21 protein-coding genes are annotated in these 20,079 nt (G+C 59.7%); 14 read left to right on the top strand and 7 right to left on the bottom strand.

Annotation, left to right across the window (positions count from 1 at the left end; all coding sequences use genetic code 11):
- Nucleotides 1-27: 27 nt before the first annotated feature.
- Nucleotides 28-1,728, top strand: coding sequence for an MFS transporter (locus tag YH63_RS04895; protein ID WP_137325115.1), 1,701 nt, complete (start codon nucleotides 28-30; stop codon nucleotides 1,726-1,728).
- A gap of 103 nt (nucleotides 1,729-1,831) precedes the next feature.
- Here the strand turns inward: YH63_RS04895 and YH63_RS04900 are convergent, their stop codons facing one another.
- Nucleotides 1,832-2,053, bottom strand: coding sequence for a hypothetical protein (locus YH63_RS04900; RefSeq protein WP_083992720.1), 222 nt, complete (start codon nucleotides 2,051-2,053; stop codon nucleotides 1,832-1,834).
- 315 nt (nucleotides 2,054-2,368) lie between these two features.
- Between YH63_RS04900 and YH63_RS04905 the strand changes: the two genes are divergently transcribed.
- Both YH63_RS04905 and YH63_RS04910 read left to right on the top strand, forming a co-directional pair.
- Nucleotides 2,369-3,127: a thioesterase family protein gene (locus YH63_RS04905; RefSeq protein WP_246658012.1), complete on the top strand. Its 759-nt coding sequence runs from the start codon at nucleotides 2,369-2,371 to the stop codon at nucleotides 3,125-3,127.
- A 26-nt stretch (nucleotides 3,128-3,153) separates the two neighbouring features.
- Nucleotides 3,154-4,269, top strand: coding sequence for a hypothetical protein (locus tag YH63_RS04910; RefSeq protein WP_083992635.1), 1,116 nt, complete (start codon nucleotides 3,154-3,156; stop codon nucleotides 4,267-4,269).
- Nucleotides 4,270-4,419: 150 nt separating this feature from the next.
- Here YH63_RS04910 and YH63_RS04915 read toward each other — a convergent pair whose 3' ends face one another.
- On the bottom strand, nucleotides 4,420-5,247 hold the full coding sequence (locus YH63_RS04915) for an MBL fold metallo-hydrolase (RefSeq protein ID WP_046828570.1): 828 nt from the start codon (nucleotides 5,245-5,247) through the stop codon (nucleotides 4,420-4,422).
- A 412-nt stretch (nucleotides 5,248-5,659) separates the two neighbouring features.
- Between YH63_RS04915 and YH63_RS04920 the strand changes: the two genes are divergently transcribed.
- The 9 genes from YH63_RS04920 (at nucleotide 5,660) to YH63_RS04960 (ending at nucleotide 12,418) form a co-directional block, all read left to right on the top strand.
- Complete coding sequence (locus YH63_RS04920) at nucleotides 5,660-6,022, top strand: SPW repeat domain-containing protein (protein WP_046828568.1); 363 nt, start codon at nucleotides 5,660-5,662, stop codon at nucleotides 6,020-6,022.
- A gap of 277 nt (nucleotides 6,023-6,299) precedes the next feature.
- Entirely contained in the window at nucleotides 6,300-6,773 is a 474-nt protein-coding gene (locus YH63_RS04925; RefSeq protein ID WP_046828567.1) for an aminoacyl-tRNA deacylase, read from the top strand.
- Nucleotides 6,774-7,076: 303 nt separating this feature from the next.
- Nucleotides 7,077-7,826 (top strand): F0F1 ATP synthase subunit A, encoded by a 750-nt coding sequence (locus tag YH63_RS04930; protein WP_046828566.1) that lies wholly within the window; start codon nucleotides 7,077-7,079, stop codon nucleotides 7,824-7,826.
- A 97-nt stretch (nucleotides 7,827-7,923) separates the two neighbouring features.
- Complete coding sequence (locus tag YH63_RS04935) at nucleotides 7,924-8,244, top strand: DMT family transporter (RefSeq protein ID WP_046828565.1); 321 nt, start codon at nucleotides 7,924-7,926, stop codon at nucleotides 8,242-8,244.
- 202 nt (nucleotides 8,245-8,446) lie between these two features.
- Nucleotides 8,447-9,721: an acyl-CoA dehydrogenase family protein gene (locus YH63_RS04940; protein WP_046828564.1), complete on the top strand. Its 1,275-nt coding sequence runs from the start codon at nucleotides 8,447-8,449 to the stop codon at nucleotides 9,719-9,721.
- A 228-nt stretch (nucleotides 9,722-9,949) separates the two neighbouring features.
- A complete protein-coding gene (locus tag YH63_RS04945; RefSeq protein ID WP_046828563.1) occupies nucleotides 9,950-10,243 on the top strand; it encodes a BufA1 family periplasmic bufferin-type metallophore in 294 nt (97 codons plus the stop codon).
- A 57-nt stretch (nucleotides 10,244-10,300) separates the two neighbouring features.
- The gene (gene bufB, locus YH63_RS04950; protein WP_046828562.1) at nucleotides 10,301-11,158 is read left to right on the top strand and encodes an MNIO family bufferin maturase; all 858 of its coding nucleotides are present in this window, start codon (nucleotides 10,301-10,303) and stop codon (nucleotides 11,156-11,158) included.
- Nucleotides 11,159-11,166: 8 nt separating this feature from the next.
- A complete protein-coding gene (locus YH63_RS04955; RefSeq protein ID WP_046828561.1) occupies nucleotides 11,167-11,958 on the top strand; it encodes an HvfC/BufC N-terminal domain-containing protein in 792 nt (263 codons plus the stop codon).
- Nucleotides 11,942-12,418 (top strand): DoxX family protein, encoded by a 477-nt coding sequence (locus YH63_RS04960; protein WP_046828560.1) that lies wholly within the window; start codon nucleotides 11,942-11,944, stop codon nucleotides 12,416-12,418. Before YH63_RS04955 ends, YH63_RS04960 begins: the two co-directional genes overlap by 17 nt.
- 403 nt (nucleotides 12,419-12,821) lie before the next feature.
- On the opposite strand, the gene greA is transcribed toward YH63_RS04960, so the two are convergent.
- Entirely contained in the window at nucleotides 12,822-13,304 is a 483-nt protein-coding gene (gene greA, locus YH63_RS04965) for a transcription elongation factor GreA (RefSeq protein WP_046828559.1), read from the bottom strand.
- A gap of 251 nt (nucleotides 13,305-13,555) precedes the next feature.
- Between greA and YH63_RS04970 the strand changes: the two genes are divergently transcribed.
- A complete protein-coding gene (locus tag YH63_RS04970) occupies nucleotides 13,556-14,542 on the top strand; it encodes a hypothetical protein (protein WP_137325116.1) in 987 nt (328 codons plus the stop codon).
- Nucleotides 14,543-14,814: 272 nt separating this feature from the next.
- Here YH63_RS04970 and YH63_RS04975 read toward each other — a convergent pair whose 3' ends face one another.
- The gene (locus tag YH63_RS04975; RefSeq protein WP_046828557.1) at nucleotides 14,815-15,375 is read right to left on the bottom strand and encodes a hypothetical protein; all 561 of its coding nucleotides are present in this window, start codon (nucleotides 15,373-15,375) and stop codon (nucleotides 14,815-14,817) included.
- A gap of 933 nt (nucleotides 15,376-16,308) precedes the next feature.
- On the opposite strand from YH63_RS04975, the gene YH63_RS04985 reads away from it, so the two are divergent.
- Nucleotides 16,309-17,463, top strand: a complete 1,155-nt coding sequence (locus tag YH63_RS04985) for a PQQ-dependent sugar dehydrogenase (RefSeq protein ID WP_083992633.1) — start codon at nucleotides 16,309-16,311, stop codon at nucleotides 17,461-17,463.
- A 209-nt stretch (nucleotides 17,464-17,672) separates the two neighbouring features.
- On the opposite strand, the gene YH63_RS04990 is transcribed toward YH63_RS04985, so the two are convergent.
- Genes YH63_RS04990 through YH63_RS05000 form a run of 3 tightly spaced genes read right to left on the bottom strand, consistent with a single transcriptional unit; the run spans nucleotide 17,673 to nucleotide 20,047 of the window.
- On the bottom strand, nucleotides 17,673-18,398 hold the full coding sequence (locus YH63_RS04990) for a glutamine amidotransferase (protein ID WP_046828554.1): 726 nt from the start codon (nucleotides 18,396-18,398) through the stop codon (nucleotides 17,673-17,675).
- A 22-nt stretch (nucleotides 18,399-18,420) separates the two neighbouring features.
- The gene (locus YH63_RS04995) at nucleotides 18,421-19,434 is read right to left on the bottom strand and encodes a LysR family transcriptional regulator (protein WP_170978662.1); all 1,014 of its coding nucleotides are present in this window, start codon (nucleotides 19,432-19,434) and stop codon (nucleotides 18,421-18,423) included.
- Nucleotides 19,435-19,465: 31 nt separating this feature from the next.
- Nucleotides 19,466-20,047 (bottom strand): amino acid synthesis family protein, encoded by a 582-nt coding sequence (locus tag YH63_RS05000; protein WP_046828553.1) that lies wholly within the window; start codon nucleotides 20,045-20,047, stop codon nucleotides 19,466-19,468.
- Nucleotides 20,048-20,079: the final 32 nt, after the last annotated feature.

The raw sequence follows: 20,079 nt of genomic DNA on the forward strand, positions 1-20,079 counted from the left end.
TCAGATGATGCCCATCAAAGGACCCCTGTGAGCACGACGACCGACAAACACGCCAAGCGATCGCTGCTGTCGGCCGACGGGATCACCGCGCCGCTGCGTCATGCGGTGTTCCGGCGAATCTGGCTGGCAAGTCTGCTCACCAATCTCGGCCTGATGATCAATGGCGTGGGTGCGGCCTGGGCGATGACCCAGATGACGTCGTCAGCCAGCATGGTGGCGCTGGTCCAGACCGCCCTGATGCTGCCGATCATGCTGCTGTCGCTGGCCGCGGGCGCCATCGCGGACATGTACGACCGGCGCCTCGTCGGCCTGATCGCGCTGCTGCTCGGACTCGTCGGCGCAGTGACGCTGGCCGTCCTCGCCTATTTCAACGCCATCACCCCCAACAGCCTGCTGCTGTTCTGTTTCATGATCGGCAGCGGCATGGCGCTGTTCGGCCCGGCATGGCAGGCCTCGGTCAGCGAGCAGGTGCCCGCCGAAACGCTGCCCGCCGCGGTCGCGCTCAACGGCATCAGCTACAACATCGCGCGCAGCTTCGGCCCGGCGCTGGGCGGCATCATCGTGGCGGCGGCCGGCGCGGTGGCGGCCTTCGTCTGCAACGTGCTGCTGTATATTCCGCTGATCGTCGTGCTTTATCTCTGGCAGCGGACGCTGGAGCCCTCGCGGCTGCCGCCGGAGCGATTGCGCCGCGCTGTCGTGTCCGGCGTGCGCTACATCGTCCACTCCCCGCCGATCCGCATCGTGCTGTACCGAACATTGGTGACCGGAATCGCCGGCGGCTCCGTGCTGGCGTTGTTGCCGCTGGTGGCGCGCGACATCCTGCATGGCGGCGCCCAGACCTACGGCATCATGCTCGGCTGTTTCGGCATGGGCGGTGTTCTGGGCGCGCTCAACATTTCCAGTGTGCGCACCCATCTGAGCGGCGAGCATGCCGTCCGGTTGTGCGCGCTGACCATGGGTCTGGCGATCGGCGTTCTTGCGCTCAGCCGCTGGCCGGCGCTGACCGGCGCAGCGCTGGTCGTGGCCGGCGCGTCATGGATGATCGCGGTGACGCTGTTCAACATCGGGGTGCAGCTCTCGACGCCGCGCTGGGTCGCCGGCCGCGCGCTGGCGGCGTATCAGGCGGCGATTGCCGGCGGCGTCGCGATCGGAAGCTGGCTCTGGGGATATGTCGCCAACGGCGTCGGCATCGGCAACGCGCTGCTGATCGCGGGCGCGGTCATGTTCGTTTCGCCCGTGCTGGCGATCTGGCTGCGCATGCCGTCAACCGAAGGCGCCAACAACGACGCGGTCGATGCGCTTGAAGAGCCCGAGGTGAACCTTTCCATCTCGCAGCGAAGCGGGCCGATCGTTGTCGAGATCGAATACCGTGTGAGCCAGCAGAAAGCCCGCGCGTTCTACACGACGATGCTGCAGCTCCAGGCGATCCGTCAGCGCAATGGCGCCTATGACTGGTCGATCGCACGCGACATCGCCGATCCCGAACTGTGGATCGAGCGCTATCACTGCCCGACATGGCTGGACTATCTGCGCCAGCGCAACCGCTCGACCCAGTCCGAGCGCGAGATCCAGCTCAGGGCCATCGGATTTCATCTGGGACCGGAGCCGATCAAGGTTCATCGCATGCTGGAGCGGCCGCTCGGATCGGTGCGCTGGAAAGACGAGACGCCGGACCGCACCAAGACAAGCGACGTTCCGATTGAGACGCCAGCCAGCAGCGGCGTTTGAGCGTCTCCGCGAAGCAATCTAGCTTTTTTTGAAAGCAAGGACTGGGTTGCTTCGTCGCTTCGCTCCTCGCAACGACGAGTTGAACGTCAGTCGTCCGAGAGCGTCAGTCGTTCGACGAAGACGACTGGCTTTCGTGCCAGCGGTTCGCGCGCTCGAACATGCGCCAGTGGATCGCCTCGGTCTCCGCGAACTTCTCCGGGCTCAACCACGGCTTCAGCGCCTTGAGTGTCTTTTCCCATTCGGCGCGGTCCGGCTTCGGAACATCGCCGAACAACTTCGACAACTCACTCGAAACGATACCTTTCGGCGAAACAATTTTGTTCATGATCGTCGCCCCGCACGCGAACGCCACAGTCACGCAAGCTTCACATTTGAAACGATCTCGTAGCGTGAAGCGAGAATGATTCGAAAGTGCCTATCAAACGCCTGTTGATAACTCGATTCGGTCAGCTTTACTGACGGATTGAGTCCGCGGTGAGTCAAAGAAAATCAGCGCGCGGTCCGCAGTGTGATGCGCACGCGAGTCTGGCATCATGGGAGCCATGACTAGGACGCCAGTGACTTGCGCGGGTATACCTCGTCAGCAAATTTCGGGAACGGGTCCAATACGATGATTGATTTCACTGCACTGATGGCAAGCATGAGCGCCGACGGCGAGACCAGCTCCGTCACGGCGACGGAGGACTGGCTTCAAGGCCGCACCATCTACGGCGGCCTCACCGCCGCCTTCTGCCTCGAAAGCGTGGCGCAGCATCTCGGCGACCTGCCGCCGTTGCGCTCTGCACAATTCAGCTTCGTCGGACCGGCCGCCGGCACGGTCATGATCCGCCCGACCGTGCTGCGCAGAGGCAAATCGACGGTGTTCGTTGGCGTCGATCTGTTCGGCGAAGCCGGTCTGGCGACGCGAGCCACGCTTTGCTACGGCACGGCCCGCGCCTCCTCTGTCGGATACGGCAGCCTGGCCGCGCCGACGGTGCCGGAGCCGGAGACCTGTCCGCCATTCTTCCGCAAAATCCCCGGACTGAATTTCATCCAGCACTTCGAAGGCCGGTTCGCCGGCGGCAATCCGCCCTTCAGCCAGGGCCAGCATCCGAACTTTTCGATCTGGCTGCGCCATCAGGATCCCGCGAAACCGGCATCGACCGCGGCACTGGTGGCGCTCACCGATGCGCCGCCACCCGCGGCGCTGGTGCTGTTCGAGCGGCCGGGGCCGATCAGCACCATGACCTGGGCGATCGACCTCCTGACCGACAGGCTGGAAACCAACGACGGCTGGTGGCTTCTGCAGACCAAAGCCGAGAACGTCGTGGGCGGCTATTCCAGTCAGGCGACGACCCTGTGGAATGCCGATAGACAGCCGGTGCTGGTCAGCCGGCAAAACGTCGCGGTGTTCATGTGAGATGTCTGCGCTGGACGATGTCATGCATGACGGCCGCCGCGATCGCGGCAACGCTGTCGTCCGTAGCCCTCGCCCAGACACCGCAGCAGATCGCGGAATATCGCCGCAAACTTGCCGAGTACAATGCCGTCCGCCAGCCGTTCGATGAGGCCGCCTCAAGCTACTGGACCGCGATCGGCGACAAACGACGCGCGCGCAACGCCAAGCGCCGCAACGGCGAGGCCATCATTGCCGAGGACTATGTCCTGACCCAGCCGCCGGTCTATACCGGCCCGCCGAAGCCGGTCGATCCTTCGCCGCCGGAGAAGCCGCCGAAACCCCGCGCGCCGTTGCCGGTGGTGGCGGATTTCCTCAGCCAGGCGCAGGAGCATTTTCACTTCACGCCGCGCAAGCCCGCGACCGAGATCGACTACAAGCGCGCTTACGCGCGCGTTGCATCGAGTTACGGCCTGACCCGGGACCAGGCCGTGCGAATCTACAGCTTCGAATCCGGCGGCAACGGCAAATACGACGTGCAGGCGGGGCTTGAGGGCAACCGGCCCGGCGCCCGCGCGATCTCCACCGCGCTCGGCTACAACCAGCTTCTGACCACCAACACCATCGGTCTTCTCACCGAACATGGCGGCATCATCCTCAAGGCGCTGCACGAGAAGACCCATCAGGCCAGCGGCGCGCAGAAGGCCGAACTGCAGCGCAAGGCCGCCGTCGTCCAGCAGATGGTCGCGTTCTGCAAGACCGTGCCCAATCAGTGGAGCGCGCATGAAAAGCTCGGCGTCACGCCGCGCGGCATCGCGGTTCATGCGCTGAATCTCGACATCGATGTCGGGCCGCTGCTGCAGACGCTGAAACTGATGGACTCGGTGAACTTCGCCAAACGCAAGGGCTACCATGCGCCGCTCACCGCCGCCGAGTTGGAGATGATGAACCTGACCGGCGACGGCAACGGATTCGACATGGTATCGATGCCGCAGGCGATGCGCGCCGTGGTGCCGACGTCGAATTTCTTCCAGCGCAACGGCTATGAGCGCAATCCGGTGGCGATCCGCAACAACACCGTCGCGAAGCTGCTGGCGGCGACGGATGCCCGGATGGACAACCAGATCAATCTTCAAGGCGCGAAGGATCTGGCCGCGGCGTTTTAGGTTTGTCTGCGCTTGAGCAGCGACAAATCCCAATCGTCATTGCGAGCGAAGCGAAGCAATCCAGAGCCACAACAAAGACTGGATTGCTTCGTCGCTTTGCTCCTCGCAATGACGAGATGGACCCCGCCGTCATGAACCTCGCCAGGCGGGTCACACACCATCCAGAACAATCACCGTCGGCTTCTTCGGCAGCGTGTCGCGTGAGATCGTGAAAGATCGTTCGGGACGGATATCCATCTCGAACTGGCCGTTCATGCGCGCGATGAAATCGCTCAGCGGTGTCGCGAACCGATGCATCGGCAGCACGATCGAAGATCGCAGCCGCCGCGTGATTTCCGACATGCCGTCCAGCGACAGCGTGAACGTGCCGTCGATCGGCACCATGACGATATCGAGGCGGCCGATCGCGGCGTAGTGCGTCTCATCCAGCGGATGATGCAGGTGGCCGAGATGTCCGATGCACAGGCCAGCGACTTCGAAAATGAAGATCGAGTTGCCGTCCTTCTGCAGAGCTTCGGAGTCGAAACGGTAAGCGCGGATGTCCGTGGTGACGTTCCGGATCAGCACGTCCCCGATCATCCTTGCGTGCCGGGCCGGCTGACCGCCCTCGCCCCAGCCGTGCAGGACGTGAGCGATGCGCGGATCGGGATTGAGTGTGTAGTGCGTGGAATGCGCCCGGTTCATGGTCACGACATTGGGCGACTTCCCGGCGGTGTAGGCGCCGCTGAAATCGGTGGCGATGGTGACGTTGCGGGGCGTCTCGAGGATGTAGGTCGAGTGGCCGGCATAGGTGATGGTCACCTCGCTCTTTTCCGCCGCCACGCGCGACAGGCTGGCGAACATGACGCGCGGTATCGACTGCGCGATCGCCAGACATTCACTCGGCGGCGGTTTGTCCTGCGCTGCGCCGAAACCGGCCGACAGCATGACGCCGGCGCATGCAACACCCAGCCCGACGACAAGGCGCAACCGAGACATCGAAAGCTCCCGCGAAATGACACGGCGGCGTGCCCGCTGACCGCCGGCTCCGCACCGATTGTCTCAGGGCATGCGCGTCGCGGCAATGACCAACGCGCCCGCGGCGGGATGGCCTTCCGAATGTTGGATTTCGCATACGTCATTGAAACTGCTGCGAATTATTCCGCGCGCGAATGCGCGACCCGTCATGAATGATGGACGCCCCGGCACAGATGCAGCGAGGACGGCCCGCGCGCGAGCGTTTGCGATCAATTCGACTTGACGCGGAGCTGGCGAGCAATCCTTCCTGCGACACAGCGACACGGACTGCGATATAGATGCCGACAGTGAGGGCCGGCGCTAGGGGCGCCGGAAGTGATGACTATCTTTGAATGATGGAAAGGAGTTTGCGCAGCGAGAGGAGGTGAGCATCATGCGTATTCGTCATTGGCAAGATATCGCAAGCCTGACGCTGGGCGTGTGGCTGGTTGTGTCGCCGTTCGTCCTGGGCTTCTCCGGGGCGGCGACATGGATAACCATCGCGCTTGGGTTCTTCGTCATTCTGTTTGCTGTCGAAGGGCTCATCATTCCGTCCTATCTGGAGGAATGGGGAGAGATTCTCCTCGGTCTGGCGCTGCTGGCTGCCCCTTGGACAGTCGGTTACGATTCGGCGCCGGCCACGGTCAGCAGCGTGGCGTCGGGTCTGTTGGTGATCCTGTTTGCGATCTGGGAACTGATGACCGATCGCGATTTCACCACCTGGTGGCACGATCGATGGCATCATCCGGTCACCTGATGACCTGATGGCGAGAGTCGTAAACCGGCCTTGTCAGCGCCGTTGACGGAGGCGGGATGCCGTGTGCCTCGACAGCATGCGGCGTCTCTCTCCCGGCCCATCGTGTTTGGGAGCGCGAGCAGGGTTGTGGCTATCGCGCGATTAAATCGGCTGCGCACGAATTGCAGCGAGCGAACTGAAGACCTATGTCGGCGTTGTAACCACGCGGCCGCCCATCGTGCGGCAAGGCCTACAGGCATCCCTTACGATGGATGGTTGCATATCGGGAGGTCACGTCATGTCCATTGCTCCCACACTCCGGCAATATCTGATTGCTGAAAACATCCAGTACGACGAGATTCCGCACGAACTCACCATGTCGTCCACGCGCACGGCCGAGGCATGCCACGTCTCCGGCGATCGCTTGGCCAAGGGCATCGTGTTGCGGCGCGACGGCGGCTATATGCTGGCTGTCATGCCCGCATCGCATCATCTCCACCTGTTGGAACTGAGAAAAAAACTCGGTGAAGACGTCGATATGGCCGATGAAACCGAGATCGGTCAGCTGTTTCGCGACTGCGCGCACGGTGCGGTTCCGGCCGTTGGCAAATGCTACGGACTGGATCTCATCGTCGATGACAGCATCGAGGCGCAGCCGGAGATCTATATGGAAGCTGGCGATCACGAGACGCTGCTTCATCTCAGTGGTGCACAGTTTGCGCGCCTGACGGCCAACGCCATGCACGGGCGTTTCAGTTCGCATGATGCATGACTGAGGATTTGTCGTTCTGTACCTGCGGGTAAACCCGCCCGCATCCGGAACCGCTCATGGCGTACCCGGCGCCGGAGGCGCCTGCGCGATCGCACGGCTTGAAAATCCCATCATAGACGTTTAAGTACAAACCTGCGTACGGGACGACTCGTATTGCTTCAGCTTTCGTCGGGGACGGCCCCACATCTCTTGGAGAGATGTCGGGACGGCAGCTCCGGGTAGGAAGCCTCCCCCTCATCATGCTCCGTTCAGGATCGCTCCGTGCCATCGGATGCGATTGCTTTGGCATGTGACAGGGGCATCATGGCCGGACCGATTGAACAGTTCGAAATCAAGCCGATTCTGCAGCTCGGCGGGATCGCCGGACAGCAGATAAGCATCACCAATTCGACCGTGTATATGTTCGTGACGGTCGGCATCATCGGCCTTTTCATGCTGCTTTCGACGCGGCGAAGCGCGCTCGTGCCGGGACGATGGCAGTCGGCTTCGGAGCTGCTGTTCGAGTTCGTCGCAAAAACAGTGCGCGAAAACGCGGGCGACGAGGGAATGCGGTTTTTCCCGCTGGTCTTTTCACTGTTCACCTTCATTCTGGTGGCGAACCTGCTCGGCATGCTGCCCTACGCTTTCACCGTCACCAGCCATCTCAGTGTGACCTTTGCGATGGCGATGATGGTGTTTCTAACCGTCACCATCTACGGCGTGATGCGCAACGGCTTCGGCTTCCTGCGGCTGTTCCTGCCGTCGGGCGTTCCGCCGTACATCGCGGTGTTCATCGTCCCGATTGAAGTGATTTCCTACCTGTCGCGACCTGTGAGCCATTCCGTGCGCCTGTTCGCGGTGATGCTCGCGGGGCATATCACGCTGAAGGTTTTCGCGAGTTTCGTCGTCGGTCTCGGCGGTCTCGGGACACTGGGCATTCTCGGGGCGGCGATGCCGTTTCTGATGGTCCTGGCCCTGACCGCGCTGGAACTCCTGATGTCCGTCATTCAGGCCTACGTCTTCACCATGCTGACCTGCATGTACCTCAACGACGCGCTGCACCCGGGACACTAGGCGGACTGCAGGCTCGCACCGTATTCAAGTCCAGAGGAACGACCTCCCCATTTTGGGCGCAATGACCGGGACGGCCCGGCCCAATGGAGAGTTGAAAATGGCCTGGATCTATCTCGCGGCGGCCGGCATTCTTGAAATCGTCTGGGCCTATTCGATGAAGCAGTCGGAAGGCTTCACGAAGCTCGTTCCGAGCACGATCACCATCGTCATGATGATTGGCAGCTTTGCGTTGCTGTCCGTCGCCATGCGGACGCTTCCCCTCGGGACCGCCTATACGATCTGGACAGGCATCGGGGCCGTCGGCGCATTCCTTGTCGGGATCATCGTCCTTGGCGAAGCGGTGACGGTCATGCGTCTCGCGGCGGCGGCCCTGATCGTTTCCGGTCTCGTCATGATGAAGCTCTCGACATCGGCCTGAGTCAGGAGCGCACGCGGGCGATCGAACAGCTTTGTGCAAGACATCGCTCGGCGGCGTGCCGCTGACGCGAGATTGTCTCAGGGTCAGGCGGCCCGATGCAGTTTGATGCCCCTTCGATCGCGCAACTCTGCTCATCCCTATCAAGGGGCGCATTCGTGCTTTAAGAGTTTCGTCGAGGAAACACCCATCGGAGAAACTTTGTATGAAACAGGCTTACGTACCGCGAACGACCAGTTACGGACTCAATCCGGGCGATGAACTGAACGATCTGCGCATGTCGGATCAGGTCCGGCCGCTTTTTGAGCACGTCAAGAAATTCATCCGGGAAACCGTCGATCCCATGCAGCTCGAATACGTTCGGCATGGTGAGGGCAAGAAGGATCGCTGGAGCTTCACGCCGGGCCAGCTCGATGTCCTGGGGAAAGCCAAGGCAAAAGCCAAGGAAGAAGGCCTGTGGAACTTCTTTCTGCCCGACGGTGAAACCGGCGAAGGTCTCAAGAACCTCGACTACGCCTACATCGCGGTCGAGCTCGCGAAAAATCCGCTGGCATCTGAAACCATGAACTGCTCTGCGCCGGACACCGGCAATATGGAAGTGCTGGAGCGCGTCGGCACGAAAGAGCAAAAGGAAAAATGGCTGAAGCCGCTGCTGAACGGTGAAATCCGCTCGGCCTACGCCATGACCGAACCGAACGTTGCGTCCTCGGATGCCAAGAACATTTCGACCACCGCGAAACTCGTCGGCGATGAGTGGGTGATCAACGGCGAAAAGTATTACATCTCCGGTCTTGGCGATCCCCGCTGCAAGATCATGATCGTCATGGTGCAAACCAATCCCGACGCACCGCGGGGCAAGCAGCAGTCCCAGATTCTCGTGCCGGTTGACGCGCCCGGCGTTGAAGTCATCGGCCCGATGCATGTATTCGGGGCCGACCACGCGCCTCGCGGACACATGCATATGCGCTTCAACAATGTCCGTGTGCCGAAGGAGAATATCCTGCTCGGCGAAGGCCGCGGCTTCGAAATCTCGCAGGTCCGCCTTGGACCGGGCCGCATCCATCACTGCATGCGCACGATCGGAAAAGCGGAAAAGGCGCTCGACCTGATGGTGTCACGCGGCCTGACGCGGGAAGCCTTTGGCAAGCAGATCGCGCATCTCGGCGGCAACCTCCAGATCATCGCGCAGGCACGCTGTGAGATCGAGGCGATGCGACTGATGGTGCTGAAGGCTGCCAAGGCCATGGATGTGCTGGGCAACAAGGAAGCTCGCGTCTGGGTCAGCATGGTCAAGGCCATGGTGCCCGAGCGCACCTGCAAGATCATCGACCAGGCGATTCAGATGCACGGCGCGACCGGCATTTCCGAATGGACGCCGCTCGCCGACATGTACGCTGACGTCCGGCATCTGCGCTTCGCCGACGGCCCCGACGAAGTGCACTGGATGGTCGTTGGCCGCCACGAACTGAGCATGGCGTAATTCTGCATTGGAGCGCGATGATGTCTTTATAATCGCGCTCCGATGTCGCCCAGAATCCAAGCGAGCCTTGGGCTGGACGACATTGCCCTCCCCGACGGGCCGACAATAACTTTCCTGTGATGCCGTAACAAACCGCATTCTTGCTCCGAATTGAGTGGATGGCGGGTGCCGTACTCGCTGCCGGCATCAGACGCCAGGAATGCTTCAGTCGGATCAGAGGATCATCCAATGACTAAATCTGCCTTCACTGCCGCAACGCTCGCCGGCTCGCTCGCCACCGCCCTGACATTGATCGCCTCGCAGGCGACAGCGCAACCTGCCCCGGCGCAGGCCAACGCCGAGAAGTGCTATGGTGTATCGCTCGCAGGAAAGAACGACTGCGCCGCCGGCCCAGGCACCACCTGCGCCGGAACGTCCAAGGCCGACTATCAAGGCAATGCCTGGAAGTATGTTCCCAAGGGCACCTGCGTTTCGATGAAGACACCCAAGGGCACGGGCTCGCTCTCGGTGATCAAGTCCTGATTGTCCTGGGGGTGCGCCTTGAAGGCGCATCCCCATTCTCCTTGAGGGGCGTCTGTCATGTCAGTTCTCACCCGGCTTCCCATCTCTTCAGGCATTGCGTTCAAACCGCAACATTTCCCTGCGATCATGGCTTCTGATCAGCCGGTCGGATTCTTTGAGATTCACGCAGAGAACTATATGGGTGACGGCGGCGCTCCGCATGCACAGCTTCACGCGCTGCGCGAGCGATATGCTCTTTCGCTTCATGGCGTCGGCCTCTCGATCGGCTCTATGGGATCACTTGACCGCGATCATCTTGCGCGTCTCAAGCACCTTTGCGAGCATTACCAGCCGCACAGCTTCTCGGAGCATCTCGCATGGTCGTCGCACGGCGACGTTTACCTCAACGACCTGCTGCCCTTGCCCTATACGGAAGAGACGCTTGAGCGCGTCGTGGAGCATGTCGATCTCGTTCAATCCACACTTGGACGGCGAATGCTATTGGAGAATCCATCGGCCTATCTGGTATTTGCCGAAAGCGTTATTCCTGAGACGGAGTTTCTCGACACGGTCGCACGCCGCACCGATTGTGGCCTGCTGCTCGACGTCAACAATGTTTTCGTATCGGCACGTAATCACAGCACGGATCCTCTCGCCTACCTCGCGCAGTTTCCGCTGCATCGCGTCGGCGAGATCCATCTTGGCGGCCACGATGAGCAGGCCGACGAACATGGCGATCCACTACTGATCGATGCGCACGGCACACCAATAGCGGAGCCGGTCTGGCGCTTGTACGAGTATGTGATCGAGAAGATCGGCCCTCTGCCTACGTTGATCGAGTGGGACAACGAAGTGCCGGAATGGCATGTCCTCGCCGCGGAGGCGCAGCGCGTGAATGCAATCCTCACCCGCCAGCGTTTGGCAGTCGCAATCTGAGAGCGGATATGTTTGCGGATATGCAAGCCATTTTTATCCAGGCGCTGCTCGATCCCGACAAGCCGGTCCCCGCTTCGGTTACGTCCTATCGGACTGGCGTGCCCGTGAAGCGCTTTGCGGTTTACCGCAACAACGTCATTGCAGGCCTTGTCGAAGCCATGCGCGCGGGCTTTCCGATCGTAGAGCGCATCGTCGGCGCAGATTTTTTTGCGGCGACGGCACGGCTCTATGCGATCAACCGCCCGCCGCGCTCACCATTGATGCTGCGCTATGGCGACGATTTTCCGGAATTCCTGTCGCACTTTCCGCCGGCAGCGGAACTTCCCTACCTCGCTGACGTGGCGCGGCTGGAACTGGCGCGTCGACTTGCCTATCACGCAGCTGACGCAGAACCGCTGCGCATAGAACTTATAACGACACTTACCCCGGATGCGCTCGCCGAATCCCGGCTAACGATTCACCCCTCCGTATCAATCGTCAGATCACGGCACCCGATTTTCACTATCTGGGCGATGAACAGCGGCGATATAGAACTCACGCCGATCGATGAAGACGCCGCCGAAGACGCGCTCGTCACACGCGCCAATCTCGAAGTCACTGTTCACAGGATGTTTTCTGGCGGCGCTGCGTTTCTTCAATGTCTTATGGCCGGCAATACATTCGGCGCAGCAGCCAGCACGGCTCTCAAGGATAACGCCGACTTCGACTTAACTGCCAATCTCGCAATGCTGATCGGCTCCGGCGCAATCATCGATGTTCAGCGCACGGCGGAAGGAGTTCCGAATGACCAGTGCATTTAATGATCAAACTCTCCGTGCCCGTTCTTCGGATTTAGTGGAAAAGTTCGTCGGATTGCTGGATCAGATTCCCCACTGGCTCATCGCACTGATTGCGCGACTGTCAATCGCCGGCGTGTTCTGGCGGTCAGGGGCGACAAAAATCGAAGGGTTTCGCGTTACGGAAGGCGCGATCGAACTGTTTCGCAGTGAATATCGACTGCCGCTGATTGATCCAACACTTGCGGCTCATCTCGCCGCGATCAGCGAGCACCTTTTTCCGATCTTGCTGGTCATCGGCTTCGCGACGCGACTGTCGGCACTGGCTCTCCTCGGCATGACACTCGTGATTCAGATTTTTGTTTACCCCGACGCTTGGCCAACGCACGGGACATGGGCGGCGTGCCTGCTGATTTTAGTTGCTCGCGGCGCCGGATACCTTTCACTGGATCACCTGATCTCTCGCGGTCAACGGGCGGCGTAGACGACAACCGGAAAGCCGACGCGTCTCGGTCAGGGGCATGGGGTAGAGACTCTGGACACCAACCCCCGAGCATACCCAAGACGGGGGATGCAACGCGTTCCCGCGAGTCTCGGCAGCGCTGCTGCAACCGTCTTTTCAGACTTTAAAACAGTCACTTAGGAGATATCAGGCGATGAGGTGAGTAGGCCTGATGGTGCCCAGGGGCGGGTTGTCAGATTCCCCAAGAAACACAAGCAAAATCAACGGACTACGGCCACCAATTTTCCGTCGTTTGTACCAACAAGATGTACCGGCCCGAAACGCCTTTGGCCACCGAAACCTGCATGACAAGAACGCTTAAACCGTAAACCAGCGTTTATGTTTGACGGACAACCCGTGAAGGGCGAAGGCTCACGCCCGCAAACTAAGAGATGCGAAGAATTTCAATTTCCTTGTCTCCCGTCCCAACAACGTCGCCCACCGATTTGCCCATTAGCATCCTTGCAATAGGAGACACGAACGAAATCGATCCTGCCTTCGGGTCAGCTTCGTCCTCTCCAACAATGCGATAGTCCTGCACGCGGCCGTCACTCCGATTAAACGTAACAGTGCTCCCAAAAGCCACAATGTCCACCCTTGTCGGGTCCGGCATAACTTGGGCGGTCCGAACTCTCTCGGCGAAGTAGCGAACGTCACGTAAGGGGATAGCTCCAAGTCGCCGGCGCTCATTTACGTCTTCAACCCCTTGCGTCGCCTCATATGCGCTTTGTGCTTCTCGCAGTGCGTCCTGTAATTTTCTCAGCCCGTCGCTGGTAACCAAATTGGGGTGGTCGGAAATAGGTCGATCAGGTAGCTGGGTTTCAGATGCGGTTTCCGCACTCTCTTCTTTTGTGAAGGCTACGCTCAACTTTTACTCCATCGGTGTTTTTTCTCGCGAGCGGAGCGTCCAGCCGTATCGCCTGAACGCATATTGGCGGGAAATTGGACCAGTTGCGCCTGAACGCCAACATATCCATTAAATTCTATCAGTTCTGGTGACAAACCAGCAACCTTGGTGGCTGTCGAAGATGACGTTTGCCGACACTTTAACCCTCGAGCAATGGCAAACTGCTCATGCTCAGTGGATATCATGCCTGGTTTTGTTGAGGGGGTTGCGTCATGCAATTGATACGAAATTCTTCGCGCGCGTTCATCCCCGCACTGCTCGTAATTCTCGCCTACCATGGCGTGATGTCTTCCCTAGGGGTCGCGACCTTCACCGCACAACAGCTTCCTCTGCCATCACCAGACCAAGCTTTTAACATCTTCGCACGACGCGTTCTTATTGATGCAAGCATATTGTTTGCCGGTCATCGATTGCTACGCTCGTTCGGCATCTCTACTCGACTAGCTTACGGACTTATGGGCGGAGCCGCGATGATTGTCGGCTACGCTTTCGCATTGTCGAACGGCCTTATGATGTGGCCGCCGCTTCCAGGCGCGCAAATCACCGCAGCAGTCCTCCCCGCTCTGATCGGCATGATTGCTGGTTCGATTTACGCACAGCTTGCTGGCTATGAATTTATTGCTCCGAAGTCCACGCAAGGAGCGGCGCTAGCAACTACGCGGCTTGATGACAACTTCAATGGGCCGGTACGTGTTCGTAGCTCAATGTCTGCAACTATGATTGCAGCGATCATTCCAGCGGCGATATTTGCTGTGTTAGTTTTGCCGCTCTTTGCTCTGAGCATGGATTTCACTGATTCTTTTGCGCGTATCAATTGGTCAGAGGTGGTGCTCAAAGTGGCGACACCGTCTTATCTAACTGTGGTCGTGTTGCTGGTTACAGCTGTTCCAGCAGCAATCGTTACTCAGATCATTCACGCCATAGCGCGCTACTTGAACCGGATGCGGGGAGCCGATTATGCCATGATCGGCGCGGGCATGGGTTGCCTCGTAGCGCTGGCTACTTCTGCATTCTTGTTCCTTGGGTTTTCAATTCCAGCATTTGCGATCGTAGGTGCGACGATGGGCGGCGCTTACCGCCGCTTTGCCGGACTGGAGCCTCTTCCGCTGCCGGAAGCGGTGTTTGCCACTGATCGCGTGCACTTGGTCGCGGCGGACCATGCTTCGCGACAGGGCCACCGAGTCTTTATGAATAGATGAGAAGCGAAGTCCGCCTGCCAGCGACCCGGTTAGATTCGGCCTGTTTTTGCCGATATGGTTCGCCGTATTCTGGAGGTAGCGTTGGCTGATTTGAACTTGATTCAGTGTTGGCAGTTAAGGGCACGTAATTTTGCGCTTGGATGGGCGGGGAAGCTTTATGCCGTCAGGCAGCAATCACATCGCAAACAGATCTTTGCGCTAGACTCCTGATTGCGCTTGGATACGCAAGTGAATCCTCACTCGACGGATTGCTACCGTACAGCAGGGTGCCCTTAGTTAGTTGCAACCTTCAGAGCCGTCACAGTTCGCTTTATCGCTTTACTGAAGGTGCGCGGCGCTTTCTCTTTTAGCTGCGCTATTTGTGCCGGGCTGAGACCTTGTGCGCTTATGCGATAGGATTTCTTGCCAGTCCAACCGTTCTCAAGTTTGTAATCAACGACGAGCTTGCCCGCGTTCACAACTTCGCCTGCTCCGAGGCGTATCTTTGCAAATGGCCCTTCGTAAGCTTCTCCAGACATACCGACCCAGGGGCCGCAGACAGCTCGCAAGACGGTGTAGTCGCCTTCTGGAGCTACGGAAATCCTGCCAGAGTTGGTGATGATGGTTTTTCCCTCGGTCGATTTCAGATAGACATTGAAGCCATTACATCTCAGTTGTTTTCCTTGCATGAGCAAGGTTGCTTCCAAAATCAAAACGCCCGATTTCGGCTTTTCCTTCAGCATTGCAACGACCATCTGGTCGGTATGAGTAAGCTGATCTTGGGAGATCGCTATTTCGACGGCCGAAAGAAAAATTACAGTCGCGCAAAGCGCGGTCGGTCCAAACATGCGCATGACTGGATTCTCGAAATTGCATTAAACGCATTGGCGTCTGTTTTAGAAAAGCCTTCGAATCGCGGTCTAAGAGGTCGGTGCTGGTTTCGGTTTTCTCGGCTTTGCTCCAACGCGCGGTGCGGGTGCAGGTGGTTTGATCGGCTGCATGGTGACGATCACGGGATTAGGCTTATGGTCCAGCGCGGCTCCGCTCGCCGCGTCCACGACTCCTCCGACAACGCCGCCCAAAAGGATGTTACCGGCGAAACCCGCTGCCCCAGTCGGGGCAATTTCCTTAGTCAGATTGACGATCTGCGGCTCATAGCCTTCTTTTGCAAATGCAATGCTGACGTCGTCAGATCGCTTTACTTTGATTGAGCAAGGAGTGACGCACGGTGCCTGTGGTTCACTCGGTCCCGTGATAGTCGCTATCGCTCCCGACGGCGTTGATGAAATTGCTATGTTTTCGTCCCAGCCGCGTGTAACCGACGCACAGCCGCCTAGTGCAGCGCAAAGGACTGCAACGCACAAAATACGCATTTTTTTTGATCTCCCCAGACCAAGATTATCCAAGCGCAACTTAGAGGGGAGAGCAAGTAGACTTTAGCGCCCGACGCGCGGCTGCGATCTATCGGGTCCGATCGGCGATTGGTTGCGGTGGCCAGTTGGTTCTTCGCCGACAGCTTTACGAGACTAGATGCGGTCACGGTTTGGATCGGTCGGGCGCGGGTCATCCGGGCACCATTCAGCGCGAATGATGAGCCACAGCTCATCACGACAAGCTCATTTGCGGGCTAATCGATCGCCTGGGTAGCTTTTATCTTAGACTGGCGATCGCGAAGCTGCCTCGGCACCCACGATCCAGCTCTACAAGAATACGAACGGAGTGCTGCCCTCTTCATCTAAGAGATTGTGCGTTCCCCGTAAGTAAAGCTCGGCAACGTCGGAGGCTTCATGGCTCTACCAAAGACATTTATGGTGTCGGCAGTGTTGGCAGCATTCGTCATCCATCCCGCCGCGCAAGCAGAGAGCATCAACGCTGGCGGTCGCACCGCCAATCCCACACTCCCCTTCACCGCGCAGGCTATCGCCGAGTTCAACACGCCCTGGGCCATTGGATTTCTTCCCGATGGACGGCTGCTCGTCACCGAGAAGCCGGGCCGGATTTTTCTCGTTACCCAGGGCGGCCAGAAGGCAGAGGTCGGGAATGTGCCGGACGTCGCCGCCTCCGGACAGAACGGCCTGCTAGACATCGCCGTCGCACCGGATTTCGCGACCAGCTCGCGCGTCTATTTTACCTATGTAGAGCCCGGCCGAGGCGGCAGTCGTCTCGTGCTGTCCCGCGCGACGCTTTCCGTTTCGGACAGCAGCGTGACGCTCGCGGACCGCGTCGCGATCTGGCGGCAGACGCCTGCGGTTGGGGGTGGCCAACCAGGCGGCATCATCGCCTTCGACCCGCAGGGATCGCATCTCTTCCTGACGGTCGGGGACCGAATGCAACCGGCGAGCGCGCAGGACCCCAGCCAGGCGCGCGGCAAGGTGTTGCGATTGAACCTCGACGGGTCGACACCGGCAGACAATCCGCATGCCGCGAAAGGCGGCGTGCTGGGCCAGACATGGACCACGGGCCACCGCAATCCCTATGGTCTGGCTTTCGCACCCGACGGCCGACTCTGGCTCCACGAGATGGGCCCGCGCGGCGGCGACGAACTGAACCTGATCGAGGCCGGCCGGAACTACGGCTGGCCCCTCGTGTCCAATGGCGACAACTACAGCGGTTCGCCGATCCCCGACCATGATACGCGGCTCGAATTCACGGCTCCTGCCGTCTACTGGACCCCAGTGATCTCCCCGGCAGGTCTCACCTTCTACGCGGGCGCGCTTTTTCCGCAGTGGCGGGGATCCGCACTGGTCGGCGCGCTCTCGGCGCAGTCGTTGGTGCGAGTGAGTTTCAGATCCGACGGGCAGCCCGATGAGGCCGAGCGCTGGAGCATGGGCGGCCGCATCCGCGATGTCGCCGTCGCCCCGGACGGCGCGATCTGGGTGATCGAGGATCGCAATCCCGGCCGCCTGTTGCGGCTAACGCCCGCCAACCGGCGCGCCGGTTGAGCAAAGTTTAGTGGCCATCGGTTTCGGTCCGGCTGCGCCTGCCCCTTGGCCAAATAGTCCTCCCTAGAGCCTGGGCCTGAAGCTGAACGTTTCGCTTACTTTTTTCGGCTGGGGCATTTGCCCTCGCAGATCCATCGTCGGCGCGATCATTGTGACCGGATCAGGTCACAAGCAGACATCTCGACGCATCTCGATACCCGATCGGAAAACTAGCGAAGAACCTGTACCGAACTCACTCCCTCTGGCTGAAGTCCAGCCAGCCATTCGCGAAGGCAGCGTTGCCCACCGACAGCCGCCGCTAGCCGCTTGCTGTCGGCACGCAATGTCTGGGGAGAAATCTTTGCATGAGCAAGTTCCGACGCATGGCCGACAAGCCAGCGTTCAAAACTATCGCCTTCCGCCTCGGGATGAAACTGGAGGGCAAGCACGTTTGCGCCGAGGGCGAACGCCTGATTGCTACACAGTTCCGTGGAAGCAAGCCGTTCCGATCCTGAAGGGAGATCAAACGTATCCCCATGCCAGTGCAGGACCGGCATGCCATCGAGATGAGCCAGGACGCCCTCTTGTCCTGCCTTCGTCAGCGTCACCGGCGCCCAGCCGATTTCTTTCGCCGGGCCAGGATAAACGCGAGCGCCAAGCGCTCGCGCCATTAGTTGTGCGCCGAGGCATATGCCCAATGTCGGCTGTCTGTTACGGAGCCGTTGTTCGAGCAATGCGATCTCTGCTTCGAGAAACGGATACTTGTCCTCCTCATAAGCTCCGATCGGGCCGCCGAGCACCACCAGGAGATCGATGTCTTCGGTCGCGAGCGCATGAAGGTCATTAATGCCCACATCGCAATATCTAATCGCATAGCCCCCAGCTTCGAGGACCGGCCGGAAACTTCCGAGATCCTCGAAGTGGACGTGACGAATGGCTACAGCTGTCTTTGGCATCGATGACGACCTTACTGAATGATCAGCGCCGAAATGAAGGGTCAGTCTGGCAGATGCCCTTGATGAAGTTGAACACCGCCGCCATGCGCGGCACATTTCGCAGATCCTCGTGGATCGCCAGCCATATCTCTCGTTCGGCCTTCACCACCTTTGGCAAGATCGGCTTCACGGAGGCCTCGCCGCGGACGATATAGTCCGGGAACATCCCGATACCGACACCTGCGACAACCGCGCGCAACTGCGAGAGCGGACTCGTGCTGCGGAAGACGACTTTCCTCTGGCCGGTCGTGTCGCGAAGCCATTTCAGGGTCGGAATTTCGATCATGTCTTCGACGTAATCGACAAACACATGCCGATCGATGTCATCGATCCGAAGTAATTCCCCGTGCCGGTCGATGTATTTCTGCGAGGCGTACAAATGCACATCGCACCGCGCGATCCGACGCGCGACCAGGCGTGGGCCAGTCGGCCGCATCAAGCCGATCGAAATATCAGCCTCCCGCTTGGTCAAATTGGCGATCTGCATCGCGGTGACAATTTCGATGGCGACGTCCGGATGCTCTTCGCGAAATGAAGGCAACGCCGGCGTGAGAACCTGCGCGGCGAATCCTTCCACGACGGCTATACGGACCGAGCCCGACAAATCATTACCAGCATGACCGACGCTGGCGATCCCGTCGGCCGCCCGCGCCATTGCCTCGGCATGGGCTAGTAGTCGCCATCCGGTTTCGGTGAGGATGAAACCTTTCTGCGTTCGCTCGAACAGCTTGTGATCGACCTGGCGCTCGAGATTGGCGATCCGGCGAAGCACGGTGGTGTGGGACACACCCAGGCGCCGTGCCGCCTTCAGCAGCGTGTTCTTGCGAACCAGCTCGAGGAAGTACTGAACGTCATCCCACGGGAAAAGCGCAATCTTTGGCTGGACGCGGGCGGGCTTCCGATTGCTCCCGCCCGTCGATTTTGTCCCTGACTTCATGACATCAGCCCAGTTCTCGTCGTCCATTTCCGGCACGCGGCCTGCCGCGGGTGCAAGCACCCGCATATCAGGCCGCGTAACCGGTCTGGATTCAAGAGAATGATTTGAGGAGCGCATCAACGTCCTTCTGATCCGGCCCCTTCGATCGCGCATGCGGCCGCGGTCCGGTCATGTAACCAACCACCAACAGAATTTCGTCGGATCTGGGCGAGTCGGCAACCATGATGGGCATGGTATCCATCGCATCCAAGTCCCAACCCTCGTCGATGGGTCCGAAGATCATGTCGATATGCGCGCCAGGACCAGCGATTTTGGCATTGCCCGGAATGAGCACACGTCCACGCTGAATGGTTCCTCGCATCGCCATTCCGATGCGAGCATGAATCATCGCAGCGCCATGTTCAAGATCGCCGGCAGTCCCGACCAGTGCCGCCTTCGAGTAAGCCCGAAGCTGTTTGGGATCACCCAACAGGGTGAGCGCTTTCTTCGTGAGCAACTCTCCGATCTTGACGGACAGATCGATTAAGGGCGCTAAGTCTGTACCGACGGGTTTGTTGGCAAGAGGGTTCTTCAGGACAGCGCCGACCGCGACCCGCCGCAGCGGCGGCGAAAGACGCGTCCCATTTTCGACCGCGATTTCTTCCTCGAACGTCACTGTTTTCCGAATATCCATTGTAGTTTCCTTCTCCGTTGAGCTTGGTTGGA

The organism is Afipia massiliensis (assembly GCF_001006325.2).
Classification (GTDB): domain Bacteria; phylum Pseudomonadota; class Alphaproteobacteria; order Rhizobiales; family Xanthobacteraceae; genus Afipia; species Afipia massiliensis_A.

Coding starts and splice junctions, on each gene's coding strand:
- YH63_RS04900 (WP_083992720.1), bottom strand. CDS start 2,053: ATGAACAAAATTGTTTCGCCGAAAGGTATCGTTTCGAGTGAGTTGTCG.
- YH63_RS04905 (WP_246658012.1), top strand. CDS start 2,369: ATGAGCGCCGACGGCGAGACCAGCTCCGTCACGGCGACGGAGGACTGG.
- YH63_RS04910 (WP_083992635.1), top strand. CDS start 3,154: ATGACGGCCGCCGCGATCGCGGCAACGCTGTCGTCCGTAGCCCTCGCC.
- YH63_RS04915 (WP_046828570.1), bottom strand. CDS start 5,247: ATGTCTCGGTTGCGCCTTGTCGTCGGGCTGGGTGTTGCATGCGCCGGC.
- YH63_RS04920 (WP_046828568.1), top strand. CDS start 5,660: ATGCGTATTCGTCATTGGCAAGATATCGCAAGCCTGACGCTGGGCGTG.
- YH63_RS04925 (WP_046828567.1), top strand. CDS start 6,300: ATGTCCATTGCTCCCACACTCCGGCAATATCTGATTGCTGAAAACATC.
- YH63_RS04930 (WP_046828566.1), top strand. CDS start 7,077: ATGGCCGGACCGATTGAACAGTTCGAAATCAAGCCGATTCTGCAGCTC.
- YH63_RS04935 (WP_046828565.1), top strand. CDS start 7,924: ATGGCCTGGATCTATCTCGCGGCGGCCGGCATTCTTGAAATCGTCTGG.
- YH63_RS04940 (WP_046828564.1), top strand. CDS start 8,447: ATGAAACAGGCTTACGTACCGCGAACGACCAGTTACGGACTCAATCCG.
- YH63_RS04945 (WP_046828563.1), top strand. CDS start 9,950: ATGACTAAATCTGCCTTCACTGCCGCAACGCTCGCCGGCTCGCTCGCC.
- bufB (WP_046828562.1), top strand. CDS start 10,301: ATGTCAGTTCTCACCCGGCTTCCCATCTCTTCAGGCATTGCGTTCAAA.
- YH63_RS04955 (WP_046828561.1), top strand. CDS start 11,167: ATGTTTGCGGATATGCAAGCCATTTTTATCCAGGCGCTGCTCGATCCC.
- YH63_RS04960 (WP_046828560.1), top strand. CDS start 11,942: ATGACCAGTGCATTTAATGATCAAACTCTCCGTGCCCGTTCTTCGGAT.
- YH63_RS04970 (WP_137325116.1), top strand. CDS start 13,556: ATGCAATTGATACGAAATTCTTCGCGCGCGTTCATCCCCGCACTGCTC.
- YH63_RS04975 (WP_046828557.1), bottom strand. CDS start 15,375: ATGCGCATGTTTGGACCGACCGCGCTTTGCGCGACTGTAATTTTTCTT.
- YH63_RS04985 (WP_083992633.1), top strand. CDS start 16,309: ATGGCTCTACCAAAGACATTTATGGTGTCGGCAGTGTTGGCAGCATTC.
- YH63_RS04990 (WP_046828554.1), bottom strand. CDS start 18,398: ATGCCAAAGACAGCTGTAGCCATTCGTCACGTCCACTTCGAGGATCTC.
- YH63_RS05000 (WP_046828553.1), bottom strand. CDS start 20,047: ATGGATATTCGGAAAACAGTGACGTTCGAGGAAGAAATCGCGGTCGAA.